The organism is Kiloniella majae (genome assembly GCF_002118315.1).
Lineage (GTDB): Bacteria > Pseudomonadota > Alphaproteobacteria > Kiloniellales > Kiloniellaceae > Kiloniella > Kiloniella majae.
The window spans coordinates 1,139,228-1,156,793 of the sequence record NZ_MTSZ01000001.1 but is presented as its reverse complement, the minus strand read 5'-3'; the positions used below and the strand labels follow the sequence as shown (position 1 = coordinate 1,156,793).

Here is a 17,566-nt window from a genome sequence, read left to right as displayed (position 1 = left end):
TCTTGTTTCCTAATATGATGTAACCATTTAATGCTTCTGTACCAGAACTTTTTTATGACCAGATGGAACCAAGATGAGCCGCAGTCCTGTATCTGAAAATACCTTTGCCCCCAAAGCACAGCAAAAAAGTTGTGTGCATGAGTTACATGGTGATCGACGCGAAGATCCCTATGCATGGTTGCGGGCAGATAACTGGCAGGAAGTCATGCGGCAACCGGATAAATTAGCGCCGGATATTCGGGACTATCTTGAGCAGGAAAACGGATACTGTAAGGCCGTTATGGCAGATACGGAAGATCTGCAAAAGCTCTTGTTTGAGGAGCTGAAGGGGCGGATTAAGGAAGATGATTCTTCGGTACCATCGCCGGACGGCCCTTGGCTGTATTATGTCCGTTATGAAGAAGGGCAACAGCACCCGATCTTCTGTCGTAAACCACGAGATAACCAAGGAGACGAAGAGGTTCTTCTCGATGGAAATCAAAAGGCAGAAGGTAAAGACTTTTTCCAGATCGCAAGCTGTACTCACAGTCCTGATCATCGTTTTCTCGCTTATAGTGTCGATGAAAAAGGTTCTGAATATTACATCCTGAGAATTAGAGATTTAGTGACCGGTGCAGAACTGGACGATGTGATTGACAGTACATCCGGTTCTGTGGTGTGGGCGGCAGATAATCAAACGCTGTTCTATACGGTACTGGATGATAATCACCGTCCTTCAAAAGTACTGCGGCATTATCTGGGTGATGATGAAAGCCTTGATGTACTTGTCTACGAGGAAAGCGATCCTGGCTTTTTTGTCGGTATTGGGAAAAGCGAGTCCGGTAAATTTATTCAGATACTGGCGCACGATCATCAAACATCTGAAGTTCACTTAATTCCGGCACACAATCCTGCTTCCCAACCCCTTGTCGTATCCATCCGTGAACCGGGTATTGAATATGAAGTCAGTGATCATGAGGGTCGTCTTCTCATTCTGACCAATGCCAATGATGCGGTGGATTTCAAGATCTGTGAAACGTCTTTGAACAAAGCAGAGCGAGAAAATTGGAAAGACCTGGTTGCTCATAAGCCGGGGGTATTGATTCTGAGCTTGATCGTATTCAAAGATTTCATGGCAAGACTGGAACGTGTTGAGGGCCTGCCAAAAATTATTGTAACGCGTTTTGCTGACAGTCAGGAGCACGAGATCGCTTTTGATGAAGAGGCTTATAGCCTTGGCATGTCCGGCGGATATGAGTTCGATACTAAGGCACTGCGTTTTAGCTATTCGTCGCCATCAACACCCGCGCGTGTGTTTGATTACGATATGGAAAACCGTGAACGGACACTGCGCAAGGAAGACGAAATCCCAAGCGGGCACAATCCGGATGATTATGCGGTTCGGAGGCTATTGGCACCTTCGCATGATGGTGCACTGGTGCCGATCTCACTGATATACAAAAAAGATACCATATTGGATGGCAAGGCTCCTTTGTTGCTCTACGGCTATGGATCCTATGGGAATGCAATCCCTGCTGGATTTATGCGGAGCAGCTTTTCGTTAGTCGATCGTGGTTTTGTCTATGCTATTGCTCATATTCGCGGCGGTACAGATAAGGGCTATGGCTGGTATCTCGATGGTAAAATGGACAAGAAGAAGAATACCTTCATCGATTTTGTCGCGGCGGCTGAGCATCTTATTGCTGAGGGCTATACATCTGCAGGGCAGATTGCAGCACACGGCGGAAGTGCCGGTGGTATGTTAATGGGTGTTATCTCAAATATGCGTCCTGATCTCTTCAAAGCGATTGTTGCGGATGTTCCCTTCGTGGACGTTCTGACAACCATGTGTGATGAAACGTTGCCGTTGACGCCGCCAGAATGGCCGGAATGGGGCAATCCGATCGCAAGTAAAGACGCTTATGACTATATTAAGTCCTATTCACCTGTTGATAATGTGACGGCACAGGACTATCCGAATATACTGGTAACGGCCGGGCTGACTGATCCCCGCGTTACCTATTGGGAGCCTGCAAAATGGGTTGCGCGCCTGCGCGAGCTAAAAACGGATAGTAATTATCTGATCTTCAAAACCAATATGTCCGCAGGTCACGGCGGTGCTTCCGGACGCTTTGAACGTTTGAAAGAAGTGGCCCTGATGGATGCTTTCTTATTGAAAGTATTTGATCTGTAAGTCGTACTAAAAAGGAGAGAGTGCGAATATGAAAAGATGGTATAGGTGTTTTTTATTGGTTCTCTCTTTCCTTTTCGCTTTTACGGCTTCTAATGCAGGGGCCGAGGAGGCGTCACAAACACTGATCCTTGAAGAGCTGGTTTATAAAGAGTTCCATGATCCGGGCTATGTGTATTTCCAGACAGAGGCAGGCAAGGAGCTGGAAGCGGCCTTTTATTATCGGTTTATCTCGTTTGAACAAATTGAGAAATGGGATAGGGGTGAAAAGTTCGAGCTGGTTATCGATGCTGGTAATGGTATCGGCGTCCGGCGCAAGTCTGATGCTGAGCTTTTCAAAGTTGTCTTTGTCCCAGAAGATAATCCGATTGAGCTGCTAGAGAAAGCTTGTCTTGAAACCGCAATGACAACTTTAGATATTGCGGGATGTTTTCATCAAAGCGCTGAACGCTGGAATGGTGAGAGTGATTACCTTTTTGATGAGCTTTCACAAAGTGCCTCAGAAACAGTGTTTACACAGCTTTCAGAGGCAAAGACAAAATGGTTGGCTTATAAAGCAAGTTTGATGGATAGTTTTTATACCTATGGGCAAGAGCAAGGCGGATCTATCATGAGAATTCACAGCGCATCCCTTAATAGTGAGCTTTCTCAATCTTTCTTTTATCAAACAGTGCGTTTTTTTGAATAAGCGACTTCTACACTGAATTTACAAATTTTCTCTGCCAAAGAGAATTTTCTGCATTCGGCGGTGTGTGATGACAGAGGGCGCAGTTAGGGAGTGGTTGGTAATCCGGTAAATCGAAATGATGTTTTATAGCCCCGTAAAGGCCACCGTGGGCTGCGATTAAAACAGGGCCTGGGCGATTAATCGCCTTGTTGACGGCATTTGTTGCGCGCTCAATAAACTCAAGTCTTGTCTCTGCCCCATCAGGGGTAAATTCGCCGTCTTTCCAGGCTTCGAACCATCCGTCGTCGACAAGCCCTTCCTGTTTCCCAAAGCCTGCTTCTTTAAGCTCATCAATAACGACAATTTCACAATTGAGAACCTGATTGAGAATTTGGGCGGTTTCGAGGGCGCGGCCTAGCGGGCTTGCGCAGATGGTTTCGATTTTAACGTGCTTGATGGATTCTGCTGCTTCGCAAGCCTGTTTTCGTCCGGTCTCGTTCAGGGGGATGTCGGTAAATCCCTGCATCAAGCCCTTGGCGTTCCAGTCGGTTTGTCCGTGGCGAATGTAATAGAATTCTTTGTGAAGTAGCATAGAGGCGAGTTCCGTTAGATTCGGTTATACATAAAAAATACCCGGTATCTCAAAGGAGTACCGGGTATTAACTTAGCCAAGAAATTGTGGCTTAAATATATTCAATCTTGACGATTTCATAGCCCTTTTCACCAGCTGGTGTTCTGACTTCAACTGAATCACCTTCTTCTTTACCAATCATTGCGCGCGCCATAGGCGATGTAATGGCAATGCGGCCAGCTTTGACATCTGCTTCCAGATCGCCAACCAGTTGATAGGTGGATTCTTCGTCGGTGTCTTCGTCGGCAATGGTGATGGTTGCACCGAATTTCACGGTCGAACCACTCATTGCTGCAACATCGATTACCTCTGCGCGCGAGATCCGTGCTTCAAGCTCAAGAACTCGGCCCTCAATAAAGCTCTGCTTTTCTCGGGCGGCGTGGTACTCGGCGTTCTCTGACAGATCGCCGTGCTCGCGTGCTTCAGCGATTGCGCGAATCACTGCCGGACGCTCGACAACTTTCAGGTTACGGAGCTCTTCTTCAAGGCGGGCAAGGCCCTCCTTGGTCATAGGGAACTTTTCACTCATTCGCTTTTCCAGGCGTTTATAAAAACAGTTACTCCCGATTCCACCACCATTTTAGGGCAGAATCGGGAGCCACTTAAATTAGAACGAAGATTTAAAATAAGCCTGAAGTGGCTCGACTTCAAGTAGGCCTTCTCTTTTTGCTTTCAAAGCCTCTACCATGGCGCGGGCACCATTGGCAGTTGTGAAGTATGGAACCGAGCTATCGAGAGCACCGCGACGGATATCAAAACTGTCCGCAATTGCCTTGGCACCTTCGGTTGTATTGATGATCAGGTGGACTTTGCCAGACTTAATGGTGTCGGCAATGTTCGGGCGACCTTCGCGGACTTTCAGCGCCCGTTCAACTTCGAAGCCTTTTTCCTGAAGATGGGTTGCTGTGCCGCTGGTTGCGACAATTTTGTAACCCATATCCAAGAGATCCTTGGCGAGATCTTCCATAACTTTTTTGTCACGGTCTTTCACGGAGATGAAGACTGTTCCTTCATCAGGAAGGTCAATGCCAACGGCCATCTGTGCTTTGAGGAAAGCGCGGCCAAAGGATGTATCCAGACCCATAACTTCACCGGTTGACCGCATTTCAGGGCCAAGCATGACATCAACACCCGGGAAACGGTTGAAGGGGAAGACAGCTTCCTTGATGGCAATATGTTCACCACGCTCTGTGATCAGATCAATGTCGGCAAGCTTTTCACCAGCCATGACACGGGAAGCAATTTTGGCAACGGCATTTCCGGTTGCTTTCGCAACAAATGGAACTGTCCGGCTGGCCCGTGGATTTACTTCGAGAATGTACACAACATCATCTTTGACCGCGAATTGAACATTCATCAGGCCAACAACATTGAGAGCAAGCGCCAGTTTATGGGCTTGTTCATTGATCTCGGTAATAATGCTTTCAGACAGGCTGTAGGGTGGCAGGGAGCAGGCTGAGTCACCAGAGTGAATACCAGCTTCCTCAATATGTTCCATGATCCCGGCAACAAAGACATCTTTGCCATCACAGATCGCATCAACATCGACTTCAATTGCGTCCTGCAGGTAGCCATCAAGTAGGACAGGGTTTTTTCCGGATACCTGCACAGCAGTGTTGATATAACGTTCCAGCTGGCTGGTTTCGTGAATGATCTCCATGGCTCGGCCACCAAGAACATAAGACGGGCGGATAACAACCGGGAAACCAATACGTTCTGCAACGGCGAAAGCTTCTTCTTTGGTCGTTGCTGTACCGTTGATCGGCTGACGCAAGTCAAGTTCCTGCAAGAGCTTCTGGAAGCGTTCGCGATCTTCGGCTAGATCAATGGCATCCGGAGATGTTCCAAGGATTGGAATGCCCGCATCTTCGAGAGCCTGTGACAATTTAAGAGGCGTTTGCCCCCCAAACTGTACAATCACACCCTTGAGGGTGCCGTTGCTTTGTTCCTTGCGGGCGATCTCGATAACGTCTTCACCTGTAAGAGGTTCGAAATAGAGACGGTCCGACGTATCGTAATCGGTGGAAACTGTTTCCGGGTTACAGTTGACCATAATGGTCTCGTAACCTGCATCGCTAAGGGCGTAGGCCGCATGGACACAACAGTAATCAAACTCGATGCCCTGACCAATACGGTTTGGGCCACCGCCAAGGATCATAATTTTTTCACGGTCAGTCGGGTCTGATTCACATTCCGCCGGATTAACTCCGTCGCCTTCGTAACATGAATACATGTAAGGCGTAGTGGACGGGAACTCGCCTGCGCAAGTATCAATCCGTTTAAATACTGGGGTGACGTTCAAGCTGTGCCGGTGCTTGGTGACGTCGCTTTCGTCCTGATTGGTTAGCTCTGCAAGACGTGCGTCCGCAAAGCCCATTTTCTTGAGGGTCAGGAAGGATTGACGATCTTTTGGCAGGCCGTTTTCACGAATGTCATTTTCCATCAGGACAATGTCTTCGATCTGGCGCACAAACCACGGATCAAATTTTGTAACGACAAAAATTTCTTCAACAGTCAAGCCATGACGCAATGCCTGAGCAATAGTCAGCATTCTGTCTTTTGTTGGCTTCGACAGGAAGGACCGAACGGTATCTTTATCTACATTGCCGTCTGTATCAACGGCGCCAGGGATATCAACTTCGTTAAATCCAGTCAGGCCAGTTTCCATGGACCGCAGCGCTTTTTGAACTGATTCAGCAAAGCACCGTCCGATGGACATTGCTTCACCCACAGATTTCATCGCAGTGGTCAGATAGTCTTCTGCACCTGGAAATTTCTCGAAGGTAAAGCGCGGGATCTTGGTGACGACATAGTCAATTGTCGGCTCAAAAGATGCTGGTGTGACCTTGGTGATATCGTTCTTGAGTTCGTCCAGTGTGTAACCAACCGCAAGCTTTGCCGCGATCTTGGCAATCGGGAAGCCCGTTGCTTTGGATGCCAGTGCAGATGAACGGGATACACGCGGGTTCATTTCGATGACCACGAGCTCTCCGTTTTCCGGGTTCAGACCGAACTGTACGTTTGATCCACCTGTGTCGACACCAATTTCACGCAGGCAGTCGATAGAGGCATCTCTGAGGATCTGATATTCTTTATCTGTCAGTGTCAGGGCAGGGGCAACCGTAACTGAATCACCGGTATGAATACCCATGGGGTCGATGTTTTCGATGGAACAGATGATGATGCAGTTGTCAGCGCTGTCGCGAACAACTTCCATCTCATACTCTTTCCAACCCAAAACAGACTGTTCAACCAGTACTTCTGTTGTTGGTGAGGCTTTCAGGCCGCTTTTGACAATCTCTTCAAACTCTTCCGGGTTGTAAGCGATACCACCGCCTGTACCGCCAAGAGTGAAAGAGGGGCGGATGATCGCGGGAATGCCAACAGTTTCGAGAGCTTCCAGAGCTTCTTCGTAAGAGTGAACAACGCTTGAGCGTGGAGACTTAAGACCAATCTTTTCCATGGCTGTTCTGAACAGCAAGCGATCTTCGGCTTTTTCAATGACATCAGCTTTAGCGCCGATCATTTCAACACCATGCTTGTGCAAAGCGCCCGAACGTTCCAGAGCAAGACCTGTGTTCAGGGCCGTCTGGCCCCCCATTGTTGGAAGAAGCGCATCGGGCTTTTCTTTTTCAATGATCTTCTCAACAACTTCCGGCGTGATTGGCTCGACGTAGGTTGCATCAGCAAGCCCCGGATCTGTCATAATCGTTGCCGGGTTCGAGTTTACCAGGATAACCCGGTACCCTTCTTCGCGAAGCGCTTTACAGGCCTGTGCACCGGAATAGTCAAACTCACAAGCCTGACCGATAATGATCGGCCCCGCGCCGATGATCATGATGGATTTGATGTCTGTTCTTTTTGGCATGGTCTGCTTTACTCATCTTCTGTCTGTTTGCTCTTGCCTTGTTCAGGGCAGGTGAGCTGTTCAGCTGTCTCGTTAAAACAATGGCGGCTGCTGTTGAAAGCGCCGCCATTGCTACTTATTTTTGGCGGTTTGCCATAAGATCGCGGAACCGCTTGAACAGGTACTGACTGTCCTGTGGTCCGGGCGATGCCTCTGGGTGATACTGAACAGAGAACACCGGGCGATCTTTCAGACGAATACCCTGGTTGGTGTTGTCGAAAAGAGAGATGTGTGTCTCTTCAACATTTTCCGGCAGGCTATCTTTGTCCACCATGAAACCGTGGTTCTGGCTGGTGATTTCTACCTTGTTCGTGGTGAAGTCTTTTACCGGATGGTTTGCACCACGATGACCAAGGTGCATTTTCTTGGTATCAGCACCAAGTGCAAGCGCAAGGATCTGGTGACCAAGGCAGATACCAAAGATTGGCAGATCTTTCTGGTCGAGAAGGGCCTTCACCATTGGGATGGCGTATTTACCAGTGGCTGCCGGATCACCCGGACCGTTGGACAGGAAGACGCCATCTGGTTTGTGGGCTAGAATTTCGTCAGCAGTTGCATTAGCTGGAACGACAGTTACACGACAGCCTTGGGAGCTAAGTGAGCGCAGGATATTGCGTTTGGCGCCAAAATCCACTGCGACCACATGAAACTCAGGATTTTCTTCACTCTGGTAACCTTCTTCAAGGGTCCAGCGTTTTTCATTCCAGTTTGCTGTCTGAGCACAGGTAACCTCTTTGGCGAGGTCCATGCCGTTCAGTCCCGGAAAGTCAGCGGCTTTCTTACGCAATGCTTCAAGATCGAATTTACCATCAGCGTGATAGGCGATGCAGCCGTTCGGCGCGCCATTGTCACGGATAAGGCGAGTAAGGACACGGGTATCGACACCTGTGATCGCGCTGAGATTATGAGATTTTAACCAGGCATCAAGGTCACGGGTTGCGCGCCAATTGGAAGGCTGCGTGATGTCCATTCGGAGAATGGCGCCGCGTGAAGACGGTGTAATTGTCTCGATGTCTTCGTCATTGGTTCCAACATTCCCGATGTGCGGGAAGGTAAAAGTGATGATCTGTCCTGCATAGGAAGGGTCGGTCAGGATTTCCTGATACCCGGTCATAGAGGTGTTGAAGCAAACTTCTGCAACGGCTTCACCTTCTGCGCCCAAACCTCTTCCCCAAAACACTTGCCCGTTGGCAAGAACGAGGACCGCGGTTGCTCCCGCAGGTTGTTTGCAGGCAGAATCAACAACCCCTGTCTGGGAGACGGAGGTTTCTTTTGATGTCATAATACTCATGGATGAGGCGTCCTTTAGGCAGACGTAATCGTCAGCGATTTAATAGCTGAGGCCTTTGTATAAGCATAAGTGGCTTTTAGGTCAAGAAAAACACGAAAGAAAATATTGTTTAATAACAGTGGCTTATAAAGTTTTTAAAACTTTGCCATTTCTTTCTTTTTAGAGTAGGTTCTGGTCCTTTCTAAACTTGTTCGGGGCAAATGATGCTACGTAACAGCTTGAATGATGCTCTCAAAGAAGCTATGCGCAACAAAGATAAGCAAGCGATATCAACGCTTAGGCTTATTTTGGCTGCTTTAAAAGACCGCGATATCGCGGCGCGTGGCGAGGGGAGTGATCCTATTGGTGAGGAAGCGGTTCTGGAAATGCTCCAGAAAATGATTCGCCAAAGAAGAGATTCGATTGAAATGTACGAAAAGGCTGGTCGTACAGAACTCGCAGAACGCGAACAGAATGAGATTGTCGTGATCGAAAAGTTTCTTCCGAAGCAAATGTCTTCTGAAGAAATTGAAAAGATTGTCGAAGATCTCATCGCTGAGCTCGGGGCGGATTCCATTAAAGATATGGGGAAAGTCATGGGCGCGCTTAAAAGTAAGTACGCGGGAACAATGGATTTTGGTAAAGCCAGTGGTGTTGTAAAAGCCAAACTGGTTTAAATCTGCCAAAAGCTGATTATATGTAAACAGAACTCATGGGATTGCCTATGGGTTCTGTTTTCTTTTGCACTGCTGTGATAAGCTAACTTTCAGATCAAGGTACTGTTGGTTTGGGAACACGCCCTTCAATGTCATTCACGCCTGAGTTTTTAGATGAGCTGCGCGCACGTGTGCCGGTTTCCGGCGTGGTTGGACGCAAGGTCAAACTTACCAAACGGGGCCGGGAATTCAGCGGCCTCTGCCCTTTTCATAACGAAAAAAGCCCCTCATTCACTGTTAATGATGATAAAGGGTTTTATCATTGCTTCGGCTGTGGTGCCCATGGCGATGTCATTACCTTTGTCACCGAGACAGAGGGCCTTTCGTTTCCGGAGTCTGTGGAACGCCTTGCCGAACAGGCAGGATTGCAAGTTCCCAAAGCCACCAAAGAAGAGGCTGAGAGATCCAAAAAACGCGCCAGTCTTTATGATGTCATGGAAGAAGTTGCCAAATGGTTCGAAGAGCAACTGGCGGGTGATGCAGGCAAGGAAGCACGTGATTATGTTAATCGTCGAGGCTTAAGGCCGGAAACCGTTAGTCGTTTTCGTCTTGGTTATTCCCCCAATCAACGCGGTTTGATCCGCAAGGCAATGAACGCACGCGGGATTGACGACGAACAGTTGGTTGATGTCGGGGTGATCAAACACAGTGATGAGGATCGGCGAAAAGATGGGAACGAATACTGGGATTATTTCATTCATCGGCTGATGTTCCCGATTACAGATCGTCGTGGTCGGATTATTGCCTTTGGTGGCCGTGCTCTGGGTGACAGCAAGGCCAAGTATCTGAACTCGCCGGATACGATCCTCTTTCATAAAGGCAAGGTGCTCTACAATCTGGCAAGTGCGCGTCAGGCAGCTCATGATCTGGGCGAGGTTATTGTGACCGAGGGTTACATGGATGTCATCGCCCTCTCGCAGGCAGGCTTTCCATCGGCTGTTGCGCCCCTGGGAACAGCGGTAACCGAAGACCAGATACAGGAACTATGGCGCATGGTGCCGGAACCAGTGTTGTGTCTCGACGGTGATACTGCGGGTATTCGTGCGGCCAACAGAGTGGTTGAACGGGCTTTGCCTATCATTCAGCCAGGAAAATCCCTCAGCTTTGCGACCTTGCCCGAAGGAGAAGATCCGGACAGCCTTATTCAAACACAAGGCCCGGCACAAATGCGCGAAGTATTGCGCACGGCAAAACCCTTGTCAGAAATGCTGTGGCGGAAAACTACCTCGGGCGCGGATATCGAAACACCGGAACGGCGCGCCGCCTTAAAGGCCGAGCTGCGCAGACAATTCAGTGTTATCACCGACAAGGATTTGAAGTTTGAATATCAAAAGGAAATGTTCCGGCGCTTTGATGAACTGACGGGTGTGACGAATAAAGGTGCAGCCCAACCTACTGCTCAGGGGTATGGTGGGCCCAGTTATAATCAGGGCTTTAATCAAGGGGGCGGTGGTTATGGCGGGAATAACTATCAAGGTTATAACAAACCCTTCAAGAAACAGGCTGGGCGCAAGCAGAATCGCAACAGCCAATGGGGGAAGAAGGATTCGTTTGAATTGGATCCGCGTATCCCCCGACCGAATTTACCTGCGAGAAAATTAGCGCAGCGACAGGAACAGGTTTTACTGGCGACGCTGATCAATCACCCCAATGTTTTGTCCAAACAGCTAGAGGATCTGGCGAGTTTGAGGCTTCCGAGCGAGGCATATAACAGGGTGTTACAAGATCTCGTGGATGTTATTGTTCGAGACCCAGATCTTGACAGAGAGGCACTTAAATGCCAACTCTGCGATAAGGGATATTCTCGACTAATGGATGAACTCTTGAGTCCTGCTGTTATGGATCACGGAAAATTTGCGCGACCGGCAACGGACAGCTATGCAGCTGAGCACGGTGTGACGCATATAGCGGCTATGTTCCGCGAGAAACAGGCAGAACAGGAAAAAGGTGTTCACAGTCGCGAATTTGCGGCGAATATGGACGAAACGGGATTGACTCAGCTAGAGGCGCACAAGCAACTCCGGCAAGAGACATCCGGTATAGCTATCGACTTGGATAGTTATGACCCGGATGCCTATGAAGACAGTCACTAAGCGTTACGAGAGAGCACGTTGGCTAATTATCGAATCGGCTAGCGTGCTAAATTGCTATTTGGGGTACAAGGTTATATGGCGACCAAGGCGACCGAAACCGCTGAAAAAAGCACGGAAAATCGGGAAGAAACTTCCGACGGACCTCTAATGGATATTACATCCGCGACCGTCAAAAAGATGATCGCGAAGGCAAAAGAAGTTGGCTATGTCACTTATGATGAGCTCAACAAGGTTTTGCCATCTGATGAGATGTCATCCGAGCAGATCGAAGACATCATGGCCCTTCTTTCCGAGATGGGTATCAATGTCGTCGAGAACGAAGAATCAGACGAAGCCGTTGATGAAGAAGCGAAGCCGGACGAAGTTGTTGTCGGAAACGTAAAGGAAGAGGACGCCGGACGTACCGATGATCCTGTTCGTATGTATCTTCGTGAAATGGGCACAGTTGAATTGCTGTCTCGCGAAGGTGAGATTGCGATTGCGAAGCGTATCGAAGCAGGCCGGGATAAAATGATCGGCGGCATTTGCGAAAGTCCGCTGACAATTCGCTCATTACTTCACTGGCGCGAAGGCCTGATTCAAGGTGATCTTCTGCTCAGAGACATTATTGATCTGGATGCCACCTATGGCGGCGGACCAAACGACGATGATATCGCGTTTGAAGAATCCGGTGCTGGTGACAAAGCGGATGTCGAAGACGAAATCGTCAGTCAGCCTGGCGAAAAAGTCGTCGACGATGATGACGAAGACAAACCAGCGCCTGCTGAAGGTGAGGAAGCGTCTGCTGAAGGCGGCGAAGAAGATGATGACGCTGAAGAGAACAACATGTCTCTTGCGGCCATGGAAGAAGCTTTGCTGCCACAGGTTCTCGAGATGCTCGAAAACATTGCGGGTCATCAACAGAAGCTGAGCAAAGTTCAGGAAAAGCGCCTGACATCCTTGCTTGGTGGTGACAAGGTGCCGGATGCTGTAGAGAAAAAATACAGCAAAATGAAGCAGGAAATGATCGAGCTTATGGAAGGGGTTCACTTTAACTCCAACCGTCTTGAACAGCTTATGGATCAGCTTTACGGCCTGAACAAAAATCTGATGTCTCAGGAAGGTAAACTTCTGCGTCTGGCTGAAAAGTCTGGTGTTGCGCGTCAAGAATTCCTCGACACCTATTTCGGTAGTGAACTTCACCCGAATTGGCTTGAAGAAATCAAAACTTACAAAGGCAAAGGCTGGGATAAATTCGCGGACCGCTATTCCGAGGATATCACGAAAATCCGTGGAAGCATTTCCAAGGTTGCCGATGATGTTGGTTTGCCAATTCCTGAATTCCGCAAGACTGTTAAAGTCGTGCAGACCAGTGAGAAAGAAGCCAGCCGTGCCAAGACCGAAATGGTCGAAGCCAACCTGCGTCTTGTGATCTCTATTGCCAAGAAGTACACGAACCGTGGCCTTCAGTTCCTTGATCTTATTCAGGAAGGTAACATTGGTCTGATGAAGGCGGTGGACAAGTTTGAATACCGTCGCGGTTACAAGTTCTCGACCTATGCGACTTGGTGGATCCGTCAGGCCATTACCCGCTCTATCGCGGATCAGGCCCGGACAATCCGTATTCCGGTTCATATGATTGAAACCATCAACAAGCTGGTTCGTACCAGCCGTCAGATGCTTCATGAAATTGGCCGCGAGCCACAGCCGGAAGAATTGGCAGAACGTTTGGGCATGCCGCTTGAAAAAGTGCGCAAGGTCTTGAAAATTGCCAAGGAGCCTATTTCTCTTGAAACCCCGATCGGGGACGAGGAAGACAGCCATCTTGGTGATTTCATCGAAGATAAAAACGCTGTTATCCCGCTCGATTCTGCGATTCAGTCAAACCTGCGTGAAACCACAACCCGTGTTCTCGCCAGCTTGACCCCGCGTGAAGAGCGTGTTCTTCGCATGCGTTTTGGTATCGGTATGAACACTGACCACACTCTGGAAGAAGTTGGTCAACAGTTCTCTGTTACACGTGAGCGTATTCGTCAGATCGAAGCTAAAGCACTCCGTAAACTCAAGCATCCAAGTCGTTCGCGCAAGCTGCGCAGCTTCCTGGATACATAATTACGGCGTAAAGATATTACTTGGACCTGATGATGGCAGAAAATCCACTTCGGGAATCAGATGAAAAGCTAGAGGCGTTCTGGAAAAGCTGTTGGGATTATATCCCGACGGAAGACCGGGACGCCTCTTTTTCATCCTGGTTCTTTGGTGATAGCCCTGAAATGGCTGATGATCTCCTGGCTCTCGTCATGGAAGGTAAGAAAACGGCAACCTGTGGTGCACTGTTTGATTACGAGCACGATAACGAAAATCCGCCCGAAGAGGGCAGTTATCATATCCTGACTGATTTTGCAGGAGTACCAGGCTGTTTGATTCAAATGACATCGGTATCACTTACTGCCTATAGCGACGTTGCAGAAGATTTTGCGTTGGCTGAGGGCGAGGGGACTTACGAAAAATGGCAGCAAGATCATCAGGATTTTTTCACACGACGTGCTGCGGCAACTGGAAATAGTTTCACGAAAGACACCCTTCTGGTGCTTGAGCGTTTCGAGTTGATTTACCCAATAAAATAATAGTTTCATTTGATACTTTTTCTGTGCAAAGTACAAAACCGAGAAGCAAGTTATAAGAATACGTGCGATGACGTCCGCATCAAGACGGACAAGATGTAACGGACAACTGGGAGGTAAAGATGGATATCACGCTTTTAGGGACGGGTTGTCCGGCGGTACATACAGAACGCTATGGGGCAGGACAATTGATCCGCCATAAAGGGGATGGTGGTGATACCGAAATCCTGATTGACTGTGGTTCCGGTGTGACGCAACGTCTTGTTGGTACGGGATCATCCGGGGCGAAGCTGGATGCTATTTTACTCACGCACCTTCACTCTGACCATGTAATTGATATCTATCAGGTTATTGTCTCTGCCTGGCATCAGGGTCGAACAACACCGCAACGTATCTATGGCCCCACGGGAACGCGGAAGTTTGTTGAGGGGCTGATGGCAGTCTGGAAGGAAGAGTTGGACCTGCGCATTAAACACGAAAAGCGTCCTTCGACAGCCGCCCTGGAACTGGATATTACCGAGATTAAAGCGGGTGAACGCCTCCAGTTTGGAGAAGTCACCGTTGATGTGATCGCCGTTGATCATCAACCTATCGACCCGGCTTTTGGTTTTATCTTTGCTGCGCCAAAAGAAAGTGGGGCGGGTAAGGCAAGGGGCGCAACCAAGATCGCCCTGTCTGGCGATACCACATACTGCCCGGCCTTGATCGAAGCCGCCAAGGGTGTCGATCTTTTGGTGCACGAGGTCTTTGTCCACCGGGAAATGCATGTGGTTGAGGGCGTACGATCCGCCGAAACCATCGCAGCCGTTGCGGGGTATCATACCTTGTCAGACGAAGTCGGCAAAGTGGCTAGTGAGGCTGGCGTTGGATGCCTGCTCTTGACTCATATCGTTCCGCCAAACAGCAACCGCGATGAACTCCTTGCCGAAGTTCAGAAGTCATTCGACGGTCCCGTACTGGTTGGCGAAGACCTGATGCGGGTTGATCCTGAAACAAAATCGGTGTCCTACGGTGCCGCCCGACTTTCTTATGCCTGATACACTGCGTGTATCATTTGTTTAATGAAGGTGTATGATGCAAGGCGTGATATCTATCACCTGCCATTAGGCTCAATATTTGATGGGTAAAATTATCAAGTCGAAAATTTTTATAATTCTGTTACAGAATCGAACATTTAACACTTGAAGATTCCGAGCGTCTGAGCAACATTAGGCGCTCAAGTGGGCCTGTAGTTCAGTTGGTTAGAACCCTCCGCTCATAACGGAGATGTCGCAGGTTCAAGTCCTGCCGGGCCCACCAATTTTCTTGCATAAAAATTCTATATAAAAATCGTAAGTGACTTGTTGTAAAGTGGGGTACTTAGTCGAGTTTGTGCGCATTCCGGTTTTATAAAGACATCATGCATAAATTGCATATATTCTGTTTTCTGCTATATTTAGTGATAAATTGTGGGTGGTATATTTTCTAATAAAAGGTGTTTTAATACTAATATGCAATGTATTCGTGAATTACGCTCTTTTGATAGAAGGCAGGTCTTTTCTTTGTTAAATGATATCAACACTGTATATCCATGCGGTTTTGAGTGGCTTGACGAGAAATTCAACGATATTTTGCTCCGAAAAGCTTATGGTGTTGGCTTATTTGCTGCTGGGGATTTGGTCGGCTTAGGAATTGAGACACCTAAAGGAGTAAGAGAAGTCAAGCTATCAACTTTGAAAGTGAGGGCAGATAAAAGGAACTGCGGAGTTGGTTTCGTTTTGATGAATCACTTAAAAAAGAGATGGTTAAAAAACTCTGTTGATAAGGCTATTGTTACAGTTGAAACCAGCAATATTGGAACAAAAAATTATCTTAAAAAATACGGAAATTTTACAACTATTGATACTTTGTCAAATAAATATAAAACAGGGTCTTCCGAAGATATTTTGAGTTGTTCACTTGAGGATGTTAACGTTTGTCCTCAAAACTAATTCTCTTGAAGATCAAGCCATAGTAAGTGTGTTTAGCGAATATTTGTCTCATTAATCATGATGGTTCATTTGTTTTTGCAATGATATAATCTTTTCTTGAAGATTCTTAAATTGTTCGAGAGTTATGATTTGTTCTTGATACTGTTTTGCTAAAATGTCACCTGGATATTGAATGTTTTGACTGTTTAGCCCCTCAGGATTACCAAAAGCATTTTTGTAATCGGCAGTAATAAAAATTATCCCAATAGGGTTGTGTTGAAATGTATTATCCACAATTTTGTGGTCATATTTTTGTGGGATGATTAATGCTAATAATGAACCAGTAGAGCTGGAGCTATCACTTTGATTATCAGCTTCTTTTTTTAATAATCCCCAATGGCGAATTAATTGGATTGGGAGTTTTCCTTTTACTTCATGGTTATAAATCGCAGCCCTTAACCGCCATGCTTTGCCAATTATTCCATAGCGAACAGAAAATCTCCTACCAGCTTTCCCTTCACTACTTAAGACATAATCCCTGTTATTAGATATTTTTACATATTCGATTGCTTGAACTAAATCTTCGTGTTCACCATCTGTTTCAAGAAAGCCAGGAACATGAAGTGTTGCCTGAAACTCGAGTGGTTTTTGAGAACTTAATTTATTATGTTCAGGTAGAATTGTTTCCCAAATTTTGTAACAAAGTAGATGAAATTCGTTATTTAAATCTACTGAAGCAATTGCATTTTTATATTGTAAGTTTGTTTCTTTTTCTATGACTTCTTTTGCATGATTAATTTTCCTTTTTGCTGCATCATAAGTCAGTTCTGCTTGAAAGAATGGAGTTGCAATTCCTACCTTCGTTAGGCTCAAGTCAGAAAATAACTTTCTAACTTCTTCTTGAGATAATATGTAAAAAATAAAAGTACTAAGGAGCGTAAAAAATACTGGCCAGATACCAATCCAAATGAAAATTTCTTTGATGTTCATATATATTGTGTTTAGTGTGGTATTATACTCTTTTTCTATTGTAGATGTCTTCGTGATTAATTTTTTAATGTCCACTTCTAGTTTTGTTATTTTGGTAATATTATTTTTTCTGTATCTAGTTATTTCTTTTGCTGTGAATTCTAGGTCTTTAATTAACTTTTGGAGATTTTTTTTACATAGACCTTTTCTACATACAGCGGTATTGGATGAATCGTGTAGTTTATAATAATGTAATTTTGTTCGTGCAGAGTAAATGGCATTTTGTAATTCAGAAATGTCCCCATTTTGTATTGAGATTGTTCCTGATAGATCCTTGATTATTGTTTCTGTGTCATTTTGAATGCTTTTTAGATCTTTAAAAAGAGCTATGTCATGGATATAACTTGTTGTAGCTGCTGCAAAACCCACAAAAAAACAAATAATAATTATTAATGATACTCTCAGTAAAATTTTCAAAATAAGCTGATTGAAAATACCAATTTTGTGTACTCTATTGTTTCCGAACACGAGAGAACCTTGTTGAGTTAATTTAAGGATTTTGTTAGGTAAACTCTAGAGTAATCTATGAAT

13 protein-coding genes and 1 tRNA gene are annotated in these 17,566 nt (G+C 46.7%); 9 read left to right on the top strand and 5 right to left on the bottom strand.

The features are described 5' to 3' along the window. Positions 1–73 precede the first annotated feature (73 nt). Positions 74–2,173 carry a S9 family peptidase gene (locus tag BKB51_RS05425; protein ID WP_085900037.1) on the top strand — a complete coding sequence of 700 codons (2,100 nt, stop codon included), beginning with the start codon at positions 74–76 and terminating at the stop codon, positions 2,171–2,173. A 28-nt stretch (positions 2,174–2,201) separates the two neighbouring features. Beyond that, entirely contained in the window at positions 2,202–2,858 is a 657-nt protein-coding gene (locus tag BKB51_RS05420; RefSeq protein ID WP_085900036.1) for a lysozyme inhibitor LprI family protein, read from the top strand. A 7-nt stretch (positions 2,859–2,865) separates the two neighbouring features. Here the strand turns inward: BKB51_RS05420 and BKB51_RS05415 are convergent, their stop codons facing one another. The 4 genes from BKB51_RS05415 to carA all read right to left on the bottom strand — a co-directional run bounded on the left by BKB51_RS05415 (position 2,866) and on the right by carA (position 8,657). Then, entirely contained in the window at positions 2,866–3,429 is a 564-nt protein-coding gene (locus BKB51_RS05415) for a histidine phosphatase family protein (protein ID WP_085900035.1), read from the bottom strand. A 91-nt stretch (positions 3,430–3,520) separates the two neighbouring features. After that, positions 3,521–3,997: a transcription elongation factor GreA gene (greA, locus tag BKB51_RS05410; protein WP_047764414.1), complete on the bottom strand. Its 477-nt coding sequence runs from the start codon at positions 3,995–3,997 to the stop codon at positions 3,521–3,523. A 78-nt stretch (positions 3,998–4,075) separates the two neighbouring features. After that, positions 4,076–7,336, bottom strand: a complete 3,261-nt coding sequence (gene carB / locus BKB51_RS05405; RefSeq protein ID WP_085900034.1) for a carbamoyl-phosphate synthase large subunit — start codon at positions 7,334–7,336, stop codon at positions 4,076–4,078. Between the two features lie 115 nt (positions 7,337–7,451). Further along, a complete protein-coding gene (carA, locus tag BKB51_RS05400) occupies positions 7,452–8,657 on the bottom strand; it encodes a glutamine-hydrolyzing carbamoyl-phosphate synthase small subunit (RefSeq protein WP_179188178.1) in 1,206 nt (401 codons plus the stop codon). Between the two features lie 212 nt (positions 8,658–8,869). Between carA and BKB51_RS05395 the strand changes: the two genes are divergently transcribed. The 7 genes from BKB51_RS05395 to BKB51_RS05365 all read left to right on the top strand — a co-directional run bounded on the left by BKB51_RS05395 (position 8,870) and on the right by BKB51_RS05365 (position 16,027). Further along, positions 8,870–9,322: a GatB/YqeY domain-containing protein gene (locus BKB51_RS05395; protein ID WP_085900032.1), complete on the top strand. Its 453-nt coding sequence runs from the start codon at positions 8,870–8,872 to the stop codon at positions 9,320–9,322. 128 nt (positions 9,323–9,450) lie between these two features. Next, positions 9,451–11,454, top strand: coding sequence for a DNA primase (gene dnaG, locus BKB51_RS05390; protein WP_085900031.1), 2,004 nt, complete (start codon positions 9,451–9,453; stop codon positions 11,452–11,454). 75 nt (positions 11,455–11,529) lie between these two features. Continuing rightward, the gene (rpoD, locus tag BKB51_RS05385) at positions 11,530–13,545 is read left to right on the top strand and encodes an RNA polymerase sigma factor RpoD (protein ID WP_085900030.1); all 2,016 of its coding nucleotides are present in this window, start codon (positions 11,530–11,532) and stop codon (positions 13,543–13,545) included. Positions 13,546–13,574: 29 nt separating this feature from the next. Next, positions 13,575–14,060 (top strand): ASCH domain-containing protein, encoded by a 486-nt coding sequence (locus BKB51_RS05380; protein ID WP_218043952.1) that lies wholly within the window; start codon positions 13,575–13,577, stop codon positions 14,058–14,060. A 119-nt stretch (positions 14,061–14,179) separates the two neighbouring features. Further along, positions 14,180–15,094 (top strand): MBL fold metallo-hydrolase, encoded by a 915-nt coding sequence (locus BKB51_RS05375; RefSeq protein ID WP_085900028.1) that lies wholly within the window; start codon positions 14,180–14,182, stop codon positions 15,092–15,094. Positions 15,095–15,279: 185 nt separating this feature from the next. Beyond that, a tRNA-Ile gene (locus tag BKB51_RS05370) sits at positions 15,280–15,356 on the top strand. A 149-nt stretch (positions 15,357–15,505) separates the two neighbouring features. Continuing rightward, positions 15,506–16,027 carry an N-acetyltransferase gene (locus BKB51_RS05365; protein ID WP_125911795.1) on the top strand — a complete coding sequence of 174 codons (522 nt, stop codon included), beginning with the start codon at positions 15,506–15,508 and terminating at the stop codon, positions 16,025–16,027. 51 nt (positions 16,028–16,078) lie between these two features. On the opposite strand, the gene BKB51_RS05360 is transcribed toward BKB51_RS05365, so the two are convergent. Continuing rightward, a complete protein-coding gene (locus tag BKB51_RS05360) occupies positions 16,079–17,503 on the bottom strand; it encodes a hypothetical protein (protein ID WP_085900026.1) in 1,425 nt (474 codons plus the stop codon). Positions 17,504–17,566: the final 63 nt, after the last annotated feature.